12 protein-coding genes are annotated in these 14,295 nt (G+C 60.0%); 3 read left to right on the top strand and 9 right to left on the bottom strand.

What is annotated here, in order from left to right; genetic code table 11:
• Positions 1-203: 203 nt before the first annotated feature.
• Entirely contained in the window at positions 204-1,619 is a 1,416-nt protein-coding gene (gene pntB, locus B9Z47_RS14280) for a Re/Si-specific NAD(P)(+) transhydrogenase subunit beta (RefSeq protein ID WP_108331920.1), read from the bottom strand.
• Positions 1,620-1,665: 46 nt separating this feature from the next.
• Positions 1,666-3,243 (bottom strand): Re/Si-specific NAD(P)(+) transhydrogenase subunit alpha, encoded by a 1,578-nt coding sequence (locus tag B9Z47_RS14275; protein ID WP_108331898.1) that lies wholly within the window; start codon positions 3,241-3,243, stop codon positions 1,666-1,668.
• Positions 3,244-3,383: 140 nt separating this feature from the next.
• Between B9Z47_RS14275 and B9Z47_RS14270 the strand changes: the two genes are divergently transcribed.
• The gene (locus B9Z47_RS14270) at positions 3,384-3,878 is read left to right on the top strand and encodes an NUDIX hydrolase (RefSeq protein WP_108331897.1); all 495 of its coding nucleotides are present in this window, start codon (positions 3,384-3,386) and stop codon (positions 3,876-3,878) included.
• A complete protein-coding gene (locus B9Z47_RS14265) occupies positions 3,875-4,636 on the top strand; it encodes a sulfite exporter TauE/SafE family protein (RefSeq protein WP_108331896.1) in 762 nt (253 codons plus the stop codon). Before B9Z47_RS14270 ends, B9Z47_RS14265 begins: the two co-directional genes overlap by 4 nt.
• Before the next feature lie 2 nt (positions 4,637-4,638).
• Here B9Z47_RS14265 and B9Z47_RS14260 read toward each other — a convergent pair whose 3' ends face one another.
• From B9Z47_RS14260 to B9Z47_RS14245, 4 genes are read right to left on the bottom strand one after another with little or no spacing between them, the layout of a single operon-like run.
• Entirely contained in the window at positions 4,639-6,075 is a 1,437-nt protein-coding gene (locus B9Z47_RS14260) for a GDSL-type esterase/lipase family protein (protein ID WP_108331895.1), read from the bottom strand.
• A complete protein-coding gene (locus B9Z47_RS14255; protein WP_108331894.1) occupies positions 6,072-7,064 on the bottom strand; it encodes a DUF459 domain-containing protein in 993 nt (330 codons plus the stop codon). The genes B9Z47_RS14260 and B9Z47_RS14255 overlap by 4 nt, the downstream gene beginning before the upstream one ends.
• 1 nt (position 7,065) lies before the next feature.
• Positions 7,066-8,478 (bottom strand): MBOAT family protein, encoded by a 1,413-nt coding sequence (locus B9Z47_RS14250; RefSeq protein ID WP_108331893.1) that lies wholly within the window; start codon positions 8,476-8,478, stop codon positions 7,066-7,068.
• 10 nt (positions 8,479-8,488) lie between these two features.
• Positions 8,489-9,217, bottom strand: a complete 729-nt coding sequence (locus B9Z47_RS14245; protein ID WP_108331919.1) for a lytic transglycosylase domain-containing protein — start codon at positions 9,215-9,217, stop codon at positions 8,489-8,491.
• Here B9Z47_RS14245 and mnmA point away from each other — a divergent pair.
• Positions 9,216-10,454 (top strand): tRNA 2-thiouridine(34) synthase MnmA, encoded by a 1,239-nt coding sequence (gene mnmA, locus B9Z47_RS14240; RefSeq protein ID WP_255418464.1) that lies wholly within the window; start codon positions 9,216-9,218, stop codon positions 10,452-10,454. The genes B9Z47_RS14245 and mnmA overlap by 2 nt on opposite strands.
• 50 nt (positions 10,455-10,504) lie before the next feature.
• Here mnmA and tcuB read toward each other — a convergent pair whose 3' ends face one another.
• From tcuB to B9Z47_RS14225, 3 genes are all read right to left on the bottom strand, one after another.
• Entirely contained in the window at positions 10,505-11,671 is a 1,167-nt protein-coding gene (tcuB, locus tag B9Z47_RS14235) for a tricarballylate utilization 4Fe-4S protein TcuB (RefSeq protein WP_108331891.1), read from the bottom strand.
• Positions 11,658-13,100 carry an FAD-dependent tricarballylate dehydrogenase TcuA gene (gene tcuA / locus B9Z47_RS14230; RefSeq protein ID WP_108331890.1) on the bottom strand — a complete coding sequence of 481 codons (1,443 nt, stop codon included), beginning with the start codon at positions 13,098-13,100 and terminating at the stop codon, positions 11,658-11,660. The genes tcuB and tcuA overlap by 14 nt, the downstream gene beginning before the upstream one ends.
• Before the next feature lie 150 nt (positions 13,101-13,250).
• On the bottom strand, positions 13,251-14,150 hold the full coding sequence (locus B9Z47_RS14225; protein WP_108331889.1) for a LysR family transcriptional regulator: 900 nt from the start codon (positions 14,148-14,150) through the stop codon (positions 13,251-13,253).
• Between the last annotated feature and the right edge of the window lie 145 nt (positions 14,151-14,295).

Below are 14,295 nucleotides of genomic sequence, written 5' to 3'. Positions count from 1 at the left end.
TACAAATGTTGGTCAAACACGAATTCATAACCAGGCCAATCTGATCAGAACACGTGGCGGTCAACGGCGCTGGCCTTCGCCGAGGCCAGGCACAGGCTTGTCTGCAGTTGTTGTTCTTTCACGTTAAAGCCGTTCTATGACCCACGGCATGGGGGCAAAAAAAGGGGCCTCAGGGCCCCTTGTTGGGATGCGGCAAGCGCCTCTCAGCCTTTGAGGGCCACCAGCACCTCGTCGAGCATCTTCTTGGCATCGCCAAACAACATGCGGTTGTTCTCTTTGTAGAACAACGGGTTGTCCACGCCCGCATAGCCGCTGGCCATGGAGCGCTTCATGACGATGCTGGTGCGGGCCTTCCAGACTTCGAGCACCGGCATGCCGGCGATCGGGCTGGTCGGGTCGTCCTGCGCGGCAGGATTCACAATGTCGTTGGCACCAATGACCATGACCACATCGGTGTCCGAGAAGTCGTCGTTGATCTCGTCCATCTCCAGCACGATGTCATAGGGCACCTTGGCCTCGGCCAGCAGCACGTTCATGTGGCCGGGCATGCGACCCGCCACCGGGTGGATGCCAAACCGCACGGTCACGCCCTTGTCGCGCAGTGTCCGTGTGATTTCATTGACCGTGTGCTGGGCCTGGGCCACGGCCATGCCGTAACCGGGCACGATGATCACGCTCTTGGCATCGCGCAGCAGCTCGGCCGTGTCGATGGCACTGACGGGCACCACCTCGCCTTGCGGCTCGGCAGCCGCGCCGTCGGCCTTGGGCGCAGCGGGTGCGCCGCCACCAAAGCCACCTGCGATCACGCTGATGAAGTTGCGGTTCATCGCGTTGCACATGATGTAGGACAGGATGGCACCGGACGATCCCACCAAAGCGCCGGTCACGATCAGCAAGTCGTTGCCGAGCATGAAACCGGTGGCCGCTGCAGCCCAGCCTGAATAGCTGTTGAGCATGGACACCACCACCGGCATGTCAGCGCCACCAATGGCCATGACCATGTGGATGCCGAACAGCAGTGCGATCACGGTCATGACGATCAGCGGGGTCATGCCGCTTTGCACGTCGTGCGCGTTCACGAACTCACGGCCAAACCAGATCACGACCAACAGGCCCGCCAGGTTAAGCCAATGCCGCGCAGGCAGCAAAAGCGGCTTGCCGCCGATCTTGCCGTTGAGCTTGCCAAACGCGATGAGCGAGCCCGAGAAAGTGACCGCACCGATCAGGATGCCGATGTAAATCTCGACTTCGTGGATGGCTTTTTCAGCGCCAGTGAATTGAACCGAAGTGTCCACGTAACTGGCAAAGCCCACCAGGCAGGCCGCCAAGCCCACCAGGCTGTGCATGAGCGCGACCAGTTCGGGCATCTGGGTCATCTTGACGGTTTTGGCCGCATAAAGGCCAATGCCGCCACCGATCACCAAGGCCGCCACGATCCAGGGCACGCCTGCGGCGGCCACACGTGGGCCCACGATGGTGGCGATCACGGCCAGCGCCATGCCGATGACACCGTAGAGGTTGCCACGGCGCGAGCTTTCCGGGTTGGACAGGCCACCCAGGCTGAGGATGAACAGGATGGCCGCGCCAATGTAGGCAACGGTGGCCAGGCTGGGAGAGATGAGACTTTGTGACATGTTCGTTATTCCTTGTTCTAGTGGTCTCGGTTCACTTGCGGAACATGTCGAGCATGCGGCGGGTCACGGCAAAGCCACCAAACATGTTGACGGCCGTGAGCACGATGCCGGCAAAAGCCAGCCACTGGATCAGCTGATCAGGTCGACCATTCATGCCGGCCTCGGGCGGCAGGATTTGCACCAGCGCACCAATGACGATGATGCTGGAGATCGCGTTGGTCACGCTCATCAGCGGCGTGTGCAGCGCAGGCGTCACGTTCCACACCACCATGTAGCCGATGAAGCAGGCCAGCACGAACACCGTGAAGTGGCCCAGGAAAGCGGCCGGGGCGTAAGCGCCGATAGCCCAGAAAGCCAAAGCGCCCACGCCAAACACCATGGCCAGCGTTTTGACCGGCATGGGGCCGCTGCTGCCATGCCCGTGTCCGCCTTTTTTCTCGGCCACCGCTGCTGCCGGCTTGGGGGCGGGTTTGGGCGGCACCACCAGCGGTGGCGCGGGCCAGGTGATCTCGCCATCCTTGATGACCGTGAGGCCCCGAATGGCGTCGTCTTGCATGTTGACGTTGATGATGCCGTCCTTGGTCTTGCACAGCTCTTCGATCAAGCGGAACAAGTTGGTGCCGTACAGCGTGGACGACTGGCGCGCCATGCGCGAGGCCAGATCGGTGTAACCGACGATGGTCACGCCATGCCTGACCACGGCTTGGCCGGGCTCGGTCAACTCGCAGTTGCCGCCTTGTTCGGCGGCCATGTCAACGATGACGCTGCCGGGCTTCATGCTTTGCACCATCTCGGCCGTGATCAGCTTGGGCGCGGGTTTACCGGGGATCAGCGCGGTGGTGATGATGATGTCGCACTCTTTGGCCTGCTTGGCGTACATCTCGCGCTGCGCGGCCTGAAAGCCTTCGCTCATGACCTTGGCGTAACCGCCACCGCCCGAGCCTTCTTCTTCGTAGTCCACTTTGACGAACTCGCCGCCGAGTGAAACGACCTGGTCAGCCACTTCGGCCCGGGTGTCGTTGGCGCGCACGATGGCGCCCAGACTGGCGGCCGCGCCAATGGCGGCCAGGCCTGCCACACCGGCACCGGCGATGAACACCTTGGCCGGGGGCACCTTGCCCGCGGCCGTGATCTGGCCATTGAAGAAACGGCCAAAAGCATTGGCCGCCTCGACCACGGCGCGGTAGCCGCTCACACCCGCCATGGAGGTCAGCGCGTCCATCTTCTGGGCGCGGCTCAAGGTGCGGGGGAGTGCGTCAATGGACAGTGCCGTGACCTTTTTGGCCGACAGCTGCTGCATCAAATCCGGGTTTTGGGCAGGCCATAAGAAACCGATCAAGGTCTGGCCTTCGTGCATCAACGCGACTTCGTCAAGGGTAGGCGCACGCACTTTGAAGACGATGTCGCTGCCGCTCCACAGCGCAGCGGCGCTGGGTGCCACTGAGGCACCGGCCTCGACATAGGCCTCGTCCGACAGATCAGCAAGCGCACCCGCGCCTTGCTCCACGACCACCTCAAAGCCAAGTTTGACCAGTTTGGTCACCACATCGGGCACGGTGGCCACCCGTTTTTCACCGGGGTATATCTCTTTGGGCACGCCTATGCGCATGGCTTATCTCCTGGGAATGATGAAATCAGTGGACTCGCCGGTCAGGGTGCAAGTCGATGACCGAATATATACCGAAACTTACACACGCCGCCCGACCTGCCCCGAGCACACATTGCGGGCGCAGCACCGATAATCACCAGATGGACACACGCTGGAAACCCAATGTCACCGTCGCCGCCATCATTGAAAAGGATGGCCGATACTTGTTGATTGAAGAGCACACCCAAGAAGGATTGCGCTTGAACAACCCTGCGGGGCACTTGGACCCAGGCGAATCGCCTGCCGAGGGTTGTGCACGCGAAGCGCTTGAAGAAACCGCCCACCCCTTTACCCCAACGGCGTTGGTGGGCATTTACCTGTCACGCTTCCAACGCCCGGCGACACAAGAAGACATCACCTATGTGCGCATGGCTTTTTGCGGCGAAATCGGTGAGTTGCAAGCACATTTGCAGCTGGATGAGGGCATCGTGCGCACACTGTGGATGACGCCCGAAGAAATACGAGCCAGTGCCGAACGCCATCGCAGCCCCTTGGTTTTGCGCTGCATTGAAGACCATCTGGCAGGTCAACGCTACCCTCTGAGTGTGATCCACACCGATCCGGCTGTCGCCCATCTTGCGCCTTTGCAAGGATGAGCGGCCCCATCCTCCCTGAAGCCGTTTGGTTGCTCACCGGAGGGGCTGCCTTTGCCGCTGGTGTGCTCAACGCCATCGCTGGAGGCGGCAGTTTTCTGACCTTTCCCGCACTGGTTTTTGCCGGCGTTCCGCCCGTGTCGGCCAACGCCACCAGCGCCATGGCGGTCAGCCCCGGTTATCTGGGCAGCCTGCTGGGTTTTCGAGAAGAATTGAAAGCCTTGCCGCGCGCGCTGCTGTGGCGGGAAGTGAGCATTGCGGCTGTAGGCGGTCTGATCGGTGCCGGCTTGCTGCTGGTGACGCCATCCCGGGTATTTTCAGGCTTGGTGCCTTGGCTGTTGTTGCTGGCCACTGCACTGTTTGCTGCAGGCCCCCACATGGCCCAACGCAACGGAAACAAAGGCCAGCCCGCCTGGCGTTTGCCCGGCTTGATGGGTGTGGCCATTTATGGCGGCTACTTCAATGGCGGCCTGGGCATCTTGTTGATGGCGCTGTACACCCTGACGGGCGAAACCCGGTTGAACACCGTCAATGCGCTGAAAAATCTCAATTCGTTCGTGTTGTCCTTGCTGTCAGTGACCGCTTTTGCAGCGGCTGGCGTGATTGTCTGGTCACAAGCGATCTGGATGATGTCACTGGCGACAGCAGGCGGCTGGGCAGGTGCCCGACTGGCCAAACGCATGCCCGCGCAGAAGGTGCGCTGGCTCGTCATCGCTGCCGGACTGACGATGAGTGGCGTATTTTTTGCGCGCTTGCCCTGACATCAACGCCGTGCAGGTGGGGGCCCACTTTGAAACAACTCGGCATTCCACCCCAGATCCTGCGCCATCAGTTGCGCCAGCCGCTGGTAACCGGGCACGGTGAAATGGATCAGATCCCGCGCCATGAGGGGAGGGGTTTGACGCGCCCACCGGTAGGCACCACCGGCTCCGCCCATGGCGTCGAACATGCTCCAGAAATGACAGCCGTGGGCCCGTGCGACCTGTTTTTGAACACGCCCGATCTCGGCATGCACACGGGTAAAGCGCAAGAAATCGGGTGCGCGCGAAGGTGGCGACCTGTCGGCACCTTGGCCAGCAGGCTTTGACGCGCGCGGCACCAAGACCCCTCTGTCCCCGGGCGCGATCAGCAAGCAAGCCGTCCCCGGAAAAGCTTGACGCCAGGATGCCACCGCCGCTTGCAGCATATGGGTATAGGCCACGCCATCAAATGGCTGCACATTGCCTTCATTGGTGCCAAAAGCCAACACCACCACGTCATAAGCCGATGGTTCGCGCCAGGCCAACAGGTCTTGTGCATCGACTTGACGCCAACCGGCCACCGTGGCCCCCGGATAACCGAAAACATCCATCTGCAAACGCACCTCCGAGGGCACGGCCCACTCCAGACCATGCAAGCGCCATGGCCCCTGAATCACCCGCACATAAACGGTAGACAAGGGCTCGTCGCTGACCAGGTCCAATTTGGCCGGACCCGCCGTACCTTGCAACTCAACCCGCTGCTCGGCCGCATCGTCCACCCGAATGGCCAGCAAGATGGGTTGGGCAGTTTGCTGGTACAAAAAACGCACGCTTTTCTTGTCGGACTGACCCGCAGCATTGCGGACATCCAAAGACAACCAAGCCCCGTCATGACGGGTCGACACATTGACCAGCCCCGGCCCCGGCTGGGCGGCGCCCATGGCCCCCGCATGCGCAGGCTCGTACTCCCAATTCGGACCCAGACAGCTTTTGCGCAGAGGCAAACGCACCCCAGGGCGATTCATGCTGGCCGGGACAAACCGGGACCGCATCTGCTCAGAGGAGAGTTTGGACAAGCGCTGCAGCTCCTGGGTGAAAAACGCAGCCGCCAAATGGCTGTCACCCCAAATGCCGACCCGCAGTGGCTGACCGCGTAGCGATGGCCAGATGCCCCGGTCTGCCGTCTGACTCGAACGACTGGATCGCCCTTCAGGGGAAGCAAGAAACGCCTGCAACTGGCTTTTGACGTCCTCTTCGTCCGGCACATCGGGCGTGTCCGCCTCCGCGGGGCGCTGGGGACGGGCGGGGGGGCGTTTGACCTGGCACTGCAAATCGGGCGCCCCCTCATTGGCCTGCACCCGCAAGGTGGTGGTCTGCAAGGGTAAGTTTTGCGCATGCGCCGCCACCCCGAAGCAGACAAAGACCCACACCACAGCGCAACGCAAACGAGGGTGAATCATGGTGGTGTCGCCTTTTGAATGTGTTCAAGCAAAGCCTGCTTGATCAAGCGCAGCCCCGATGGGGTCAGGTGAATGCCATCTTCGGCGCGCAAATTGAGGGCTGTTGCCCCGGGTTCTTGCTTGAACTTTTTGAAGGGTGCCGACAAGACGCCAATCAGGGGTTCGGTGGCCAGATAATCGGTCCCCCAATTCAGGGCTCGTTCATGAAAAATGTGGTTTTGCAAAACCGCGCCATCCCTGACACGTCCCTCACGCATGGAGGGCAAACCCATCCAGATCACCCGAACCTGGCGCTCGGCAGCAGCTGACACGATTTCGTCCACTCGCTTGGCATAGTGCAAAGCCCAACCTGACGAGGGAAACACATGACGCTGACCATCGACCACCATGTCCCAAGGGTCGTTGGGGCCCAAAAAAATCACCACCAAAGTCAAATTTCTGGCATCCATTTCATCCACGATCCGTGCCGGCCAGTCAAAGTAACGGCGCACGGTCAAACCCGTGCTCTGGCGGCTCAGGTCTTGCACTTCCCAATCGGGGTGCAAACGCGACAGGTCGTGCATGAGCAAAGGCGCAATGCCCTGCATCATGGAATCACCCGCCAGCAAAATACGCTGCGACCCCGGTCTCAACTTTTGCTGCGCCAGCGTGGGCAAAAACTGTCCACTCGACAAGGCCTCGGGCAAAGGCTTCATCTGAGGCGGCATGGGTGTTTTGGCCACCGGCTTGAACAGCGGTACTTCATCGTCTGCCGTGGGCCAGGCCAAGCGGAACAAGGGCCGAGTGCCTCCGGAGCGAACGCGGTCATCCAGCCAGCGCGAAGGAGCAAACAAGGCCTGCGCCCAATCAGGGGGCAAAGCGGCCTCCAAGCTCACGTGGTAGCGAACCCCCAGGTACTTTTCAAGTGAGGTCAACCAGCAAAGGGTCACCAGCAGGGCAATGCCCGGCAAAAGCCAGCTGAGTTGACGCGCAGACAAACGATGAAGCATTTCAGAACCGGTAATAGATGAAGTTGGGCACGCCTTCGGGCCCGAAATAAATCACGGCACACAGCACAAGCGCCAACAACAGGCCTGCTCGCCCAGCACCCAGACGCCCCAGACCGGCCACAGCAAAACGCTCCCACACCAATGCCCATGGACTCAAGCCAAAAACCAAACCGGTGATGGTCAGCAAGCCCCCCCATGGCAATTGGTCAGACTGCCAAAATCCACTGGGGCTGTGCCACAAACCTTGCAGCATCTGCAGTGCCTGAGGCACCGAGTCGGCCCTGAAAAAAACCCAAGCCAGACTGACAAACAAAAAGGTCAGCGCTTGCGCTGCCCAACGCGGCCAAACGGGCATGCCCGCGCGCTGGGCCCCATTCATGACCACCACCCCCAGGCCATGCAACAAACCCCAAACGACAAAAGTCCAATTGGCGCCGTGCCACAACCCACTGATCAACATGCCCGACAGCACATTCAGCTGCGTGCGCCCCCAACCACGGCGATTGCCCCCCATGGGGATATAAATGTAGTCACGGATGAAACTGGACAAAGACACATGCCAGCGGGTCCAGAAATCCGACAAGTTTCGCGCCAGATAAGGTTGACGGAAATTCACGGGCAAGCGGAACCCCAAAAGCAAGCCCAAGCCCGTGACGATCAAGGTATACCCGGCGAAGTCCAGAAAAATCTGCAAACTAAACCCCAACATGGCGGCGGCCAGAGACACGCTGGCGTACTGGTCGGGCAACCTGTAAACCGGGTCCACCACCTGCGAAGACAACCAAGAAGCCAAAACCACTTTTTGCACCAGGCCCAGCGCAATCAGGTACAAAGCCAGCCAAGCTCGGCGAGGCCGCCCCACCCGCCGGGTCACACCAGAGTCATCGAGCTGCCCGAAAAAATTGTCGGCTCGCAAAATCGGACCGGCAAACAAAGTCGGCCAAAAACTCAGAAACAACATCACATCGGGCCACGAACGGGCCGATGCAGGCTGACGCCCCACCATGACCAGGTAAGTCACCGCCTGAAAAGTGAAAAACGAAACGCCCACCGGTGCCACCACATCCAGCACCGGCAACAGCGAAACAAAGCCGGTGTTTTGCAAGACCACCTGAAACGTTTCCCGAACAAACTCATAGTATTTGAGCGACAGCAGGAACGAGCCCGCCAGCCACAGGCCCAACAGCAAAGGCAGGCGGGGGGACAAGGCATGGCGCATCCAGCGCCCCAAAGCCCAGACCACAGTGCTGTAAACCGCCAAAATCGCAGCGAAAGCCGGTACCCATGTGGCGTACAGGCCGTAGCCCGAGATGATCAACAAGCTGCGCTGCACACGCGGGTGTTCAGCCAAAGACCAATACAGCGGAAAGAAGAAGAGACAAAAAAGAACGAATTCCGGAGAAACAAAACTCATGAAAATCAGCTCATTGAATGGGCACGTTCACGCCAGCCGCCACTTGGTCCAGGCGGGCTTGCTCCGCCAGCACTTTGGCGACATAGCCCCCATCATCCGTCACGGCATCACCGCCCAAATAGAACTTGAGACCCTCCTCCAGGGAGCCCCCTTTGAGCTTGATCGAGTCAACCAACACACTCACGCCGACCCTCAAATTGGTGATCGGATCAAAAGCTGCCAATTTGCCACCATACGCTTCGTAGCGCTGGGCGTGAATGCCGGTCATGACCTGCATCAACCCCTGCGCACCCGCATGGCTTTGCACATAAGGATGGAAATTCGACTCGATGGCCATCACGGCCAAAATCAGGTGAGGTGCCAGCCTGGATTTTTTGGACAGGACATGCGCCTCGGCCACCAGTGCCGCCAGGGGTTCGGGGGCAATTTTGTATTTGCGACCCAACCAGACGGCCACAGCCGCCTGGGCCCGGGGCAAATCCTTCAAATCAATGGCGGTGGCACGCTCAGCGGTGTTTTGGGGCAACCAGGAAATCAGCACCTGCCGCTCGCGCAGCCAGTTGAACAAAGTCTCCTCGGCACGGTGCAACCATTGGGGCTGCCACCACAAAGCCAGGACCACGGCGGCCACAGACAAGCCCACCATGGCCAAGCCACTGTGGGTCACGATGAACAAGCCCTGCACCATATCGCGCAGGATCGTTCGGATGGAAAGGCACCATGTGCAATGAAAGGGCATGAATTTGAACCAGTTCAACATTATAAATTTGCCCGGCGCACAAGGACAGCCAGGCTCACGGGATAATCTGAGCATGTCCCATCTTGCACGTGTGGTCGTCGGTCTGTCCGGCGGCGTCGATTCGGCCGTGACCGCTTACCTGCTCAAACAGCAGGGGCATGAAGTCATTGGCATTTTCATGAAAAACTGGGAAGACGACGATGACAGCGAATACTGCTCATCCAATGTCGACTTCGTCGATGCCGCGGCCGTGGCCGATGTGTTGGGCATCGAGATTGAGCACATTAATTTTGCAGCCGATTACAAAGACCGGGTTTTTTCAGAGTTTGTGCGCGAATACCAGGCCGGGCGCACCCCCAATCCGGACATCCTTTGCAATGCCGAAATCAAGTTCAAGTCCTTTCTGGACCACGCCATGCGCGTGGGTGCTGAAAAAATAGCCACCGGCCACTATGCACGTGTCCGGCAAAACACGGCCACCGGACTGTTTGAGTTGCTCAAAGGACTGGACCCCTCCAAGGATCAAAGCTATTTTTTGCACCGTCTGAATCAGCAACAGTTGTCCAAGACCCTGTTCCCTGTGGGCGAGTTGCACAAGACCGAAGTGCGCCGCATCGCCGAGGAGATTGGTCTGCCCAATGCCAAGAAGAAAGACTCGACCGGCATCTGTTTCATTGGCGAGCGTCCCTTCCGCGAGTTTTTAAACCGCTACATCTCCAAGGAGCCCGGTCCGATCAAGGACCCGACAGGCCGCACGATTGGTCAGCATGTGGGCCTGAGTTTCTACACCTTGGGACAGCGACAGGGCCTGGGCATTGGGGGCATCAAGGCCAAGGGCGCAGAAATGAAAGCGCTGCAAGCACGTGGCTTGCGTGGTGCAGGCGAACACACCCCCTGGTTTGTCGCCCGCAAAGACATCCCTCACAACACCTTGTGGGTGGTGCAAGGCCACGACCACCCTTGGCTGCTGTCACCTCGTCTGCAGGCCACCGACGTGAGTTGGTGCGCAGGCCAGGCACCAGCGCCCGGTGCGTGCGCAGCCAAGACACGCTACCGGCAAGCCGACGCACCCTGCCTTTACAGCCCTTTGGTGCAACCCAATGGTCAGGCAGGCTTTGTGCTGGATTTCAGTGAAGACCAATGGGCGGTGACACCTGGCCAAAGCGCCGTGCTGTACGACGGCGAGGTGTGCCTGGGCGGCGGCGTGATCCACTCGGCCACCGCCTGCCCTGACTGAGCACCACAAACAGGACGCGATCCGGCCTGCGCGCTACGGCCTGACACGAATCACTCGCCGCCCAACCCCAACCGGTTGGGCTGGCGCTTTTCGATGGCAAAGCGCAGCAAGGCCGCTGTGCGGAAAATGCCATGTGCAAACTTGCCATAGGGCAGCGTCAGGAACAAAGCCATCACCGCACCCAAGTGCACCGCCAGCATCAAAGGCATGGCCGCCGTTGCGCCCAGCAGCCACAACAGCAAACCCGTCACGCTGACCAAAAACAGCAAAGCGATGAAGCCCCGGTCCATGGGCTTTTGCGCCGCATCGCCGTGCTCAGGATGACGGCGCAGGTTCAGTCGCCACAAACCTGCGGTGCCCACCGCCAGGCTCACCCCGCCAACGACACCCAGCAACTTGGGCAAAGTCGTCAGGTCATAAGGTGCAGGCCAACCCAGCACATAGTGGTACAGCGTGGCCACGCTGGTGGCGGCAAAGCACAGCATGAAGCCGTAAAACGTCAGGTGGTGGTAGCGCCTGCGGGCGTGCGTCCAGGCGTCATCTTCGTTGTGGCAGCCTTCGCCATGGCCACCGTCCAGGTACTTCAGGCGCAAGGCCGCGTGTGCAGCCTCGGCAGTGGCGGGTGGCGTCAAGGCCGCCCCACTGGTGGCGGGCGTCACATCGCGCCAAAAGCGCCGCACGCCCAGGGTCAGCGCCAGAACCGCAAACAAGAAGATGGGCGCAAACAGACTGACCATCAGGTTGTGGGGGAACACCGCGTAAAAGCCCCCAGCCACAGGGGTTGACCACAGCGTGCTTTGGCGCAGCATGGCCAGCGCCAAAAACAACGCCAATCCGAACGCCAAAGCCACCGACAAGGTCAGGCCGTTGCGTTGGTACAGGCTGCCCAAGGCGGGCGGCCAAGCGTATTCGGCATAGGTCTGGCCGCGCACCTGGGCCATGGCCTTGGGCACGTTGATGGCAAAGTCGTGCGGCGGCGCGTACTGGCAAGCGTGCAAACACGCCCCACAGTTATGGCACAGGTTGGCCATGTAGTGGATGTCCGCCTTACCAAACTCCAATCGCCGGGTCATGGCGGGGAACACCGCACAAAAGCCCTCGCAATAGCGGCAGCCGTTGCAAATTTGCATTTGCCGCGCCACCTCGGCTTCGGGCGCGGTCATCTCGCCACGCGCCAACGCTCGGGCATCTTGGGTCAGGGCTTCAAGCGTTTGCATGGGAATCTCCTTGCTTTTGCGCTTGGACGGCTTTGGCCGCCTGCTCGCCCGCGATGCGACCAAAGGCCGTGCCAATCGTCATGCCCACCCCGGCGGTATAGCCCTTGCCCAGCACATTGCCCGCCATCATCTCGCCCGCCACAAACAAGTTGGGGCTGGGCTGGTCATTGAATCGCACTGCCGTCGTGTCATCGGTTTTGAGGCCCAGATAAGTGAAGGTCACGCCCGGCCGCACGGCGTAGGCGTAATAAGGCGCAGTGTCCAGCGGACGCGCCCAGTGGGTTTTGGCCGGGCTCACGCCCTCGGTGTGGCAATCGTCGAGCGCCGTGTGGTCAAAAGTGCCTTCTCGGCAAGCCGCGTTGTAGTCATTGAGCGTTTGCATGAAGGTCGCCTCATCCAGGCCCAGTTTGCGGGCCAGCTCGGGCAGGCTGTCCGCTTGCGTGCCTTCAAACACCGGCGGCATGAAGCGGCCCACCGCCTTGGCATCGATGATGGAATAGGCCACCTGCCCGGGTTGCTGGGCCACCAGACGCCCCCAGATCGCGTAGCGCTTGGGCCAAAAGTCTTCGCCTTCGTCGTAAAAACGCCGCGCTTCGCGGTTGACCACCACACCCAAAGACACACAGTCAATGCGGGTGCAAATGCCGCCGTCGTACAAGGGCGCACGGGCGTCGATGGCCACCATGTGCGCTTGCGTCGGGTCACCAATGCGGTCGGCGCCTTGCGCCAGCATGTGCTTGAGCAACACGCCTTGGTTGAAACGTGTGCCGCGAATCAAAAACTGATCAGCTGGGTACTCACCGCGCTCGTTTTGGCCCCAAGCTTCACGCAGCCACTCGCGGTTGGACTCGAAGCCTCCCGCGGCCAACACGCAAGTGCGGGCCTCGATGCGTTCACGCCGCACGCTGCCGTCGTCCTGCTTGTGCATGACCGATGCGGCCACAAAGCGACCTTCGTCCAACTCAACCGTATCGACTTCGGCGTTGTAGTGGATTTGCACGCCCAGCTTTTCGGCGCTGCGGTAATAGGCATTGACCAGCGCCTTGCCCCCGCCCATGAAAAACGCATTGGTGCGGGCCGTGTGCAAAGCACCCGACAGCGAAGGCTGAAAGCGCACGCCGTGCTTGACCATCCAGGGCCTGCAAGTGGCCGAATGGCGAATGACCAGACGGGCCAGGTGCTCGTTGGTCAGCCCCCCCGTGACCTTGAGCAGGTCTTGCCAGAACTCTTCTTCCGGGTAGGCCTCGACCAAGACATCCTGCGGGGCATCGTGCATGCAGCGCAAATTGCGCGTGTGAGTCGAGTTGCCACCACGCCATTCGCGCGGTGCCGACTCCAACAACATCACGCTGGCCCCCGCTTCGCGGGCCATCAGGGCCGCGCACAGGGCGGCGTTGCCGCCGCCTATCACCAAGACATCTATCGCCAATTTAAATTCTCCAATCTGGAAGAAGTATTGACGATTATTTATTGATCAACAAATGAGAATCGCGCATTCACTATTTCGTTAATCGAAACAATTCATCTGCAGTGCAACGACATGATCGCAGCACATCAACCCATCAGCAGCGTGCGTTCATCACTGGTGCCAGACGAGCTTCATGCTTTGCACGATATCGACAAAGGCCTGTGCAGCAGGCGACAAACTCGATCCTTTTCTCTTGATCAGCACGATCTTGCGACGCACCACAGGAGACTTCAAAGGAATTCGGATCACACCTGGCCGATCCCCATCACCGCAAATGGTGGCGGGCATGATGGCACAGCCGACATCGGCAGCCACCAAATTGAGGGCGGTCGCATGGTGCTGGACTTCGTAGTTACCTTGTAGTTCGATGCCTTTTTTGGCGAGCTGATAATTCATCACGATACGCGTTCCAGTGAAGCTGCTGACGACGATGAGGTCTTTGAGGTTCATGTCTGACCATGTCACGAAAGGCTTCTCACTCAAAGCATGGGATTGGCGGCAATAAAACATGAGAGGATCGTCAAAGAGCGGGACCTCCTCCAGATCAGGATGCCGGGTGCCTTGCACGGTCAAGCCGATTTCCGCGTGCTGACTGAAAATGGCCTCCCGTATTTCATACGCACTTGCATCCACCAACTTGATGCGATTGCCGGGGTATTTGTCTCTGTACTGCCGTATCAGTGCAGGCAGGACCGAGGTGGCCATGGTAGGAACACAGGCCAATGTGAAGTGTCCTTTAGCGCTTCTGGAAACGTCCTTGAGCTGGTTGAATGTGCTGGCCATGTCCTGCACCAGAATGCGTACCCTGGGCAGCAAATCCTTGCCCACGCTGCTCAAAGCCACGTGGCGCGTGGTGCGCTCAATCAAACGCAGCCCCAGATAATTTTCGAGCTTCTGGATTCGGCGGGTCAGCGCGGCTTGCGTGATGTTCAGCTTGTCAGCCGCTTTGTTGAAAGCACCCAACTCAGCCACTGTAACGAAAGCCTGCAAGCCATCAAAGTCGATTTTCATGGGGTTCCTGCTGCCGCGAAGGTGGGGACGGTTGTGAGGGTCAAAATCGGATTATTCCCGACTCTCGCTTTGACAGCGTCATCAACAACGCCCATTAAACACCTTCGCTCGCCTGATCACCCGTAGCAAGGCCCTGCGCAAGCGC

Source organism: Limnohabitans sp. 2KL-1 (assembly GCF_003063435.1).
Classification (GTDB): domain Bacteria; phylum Pseudomonadota; class Gammaproteobacteria; order Burkholderiales; family Burkholderiaceae_C; genus Limnohabitans_A.
This window is presented reverse-complemented; position numbering and strand designations above follow the sequence as displayed.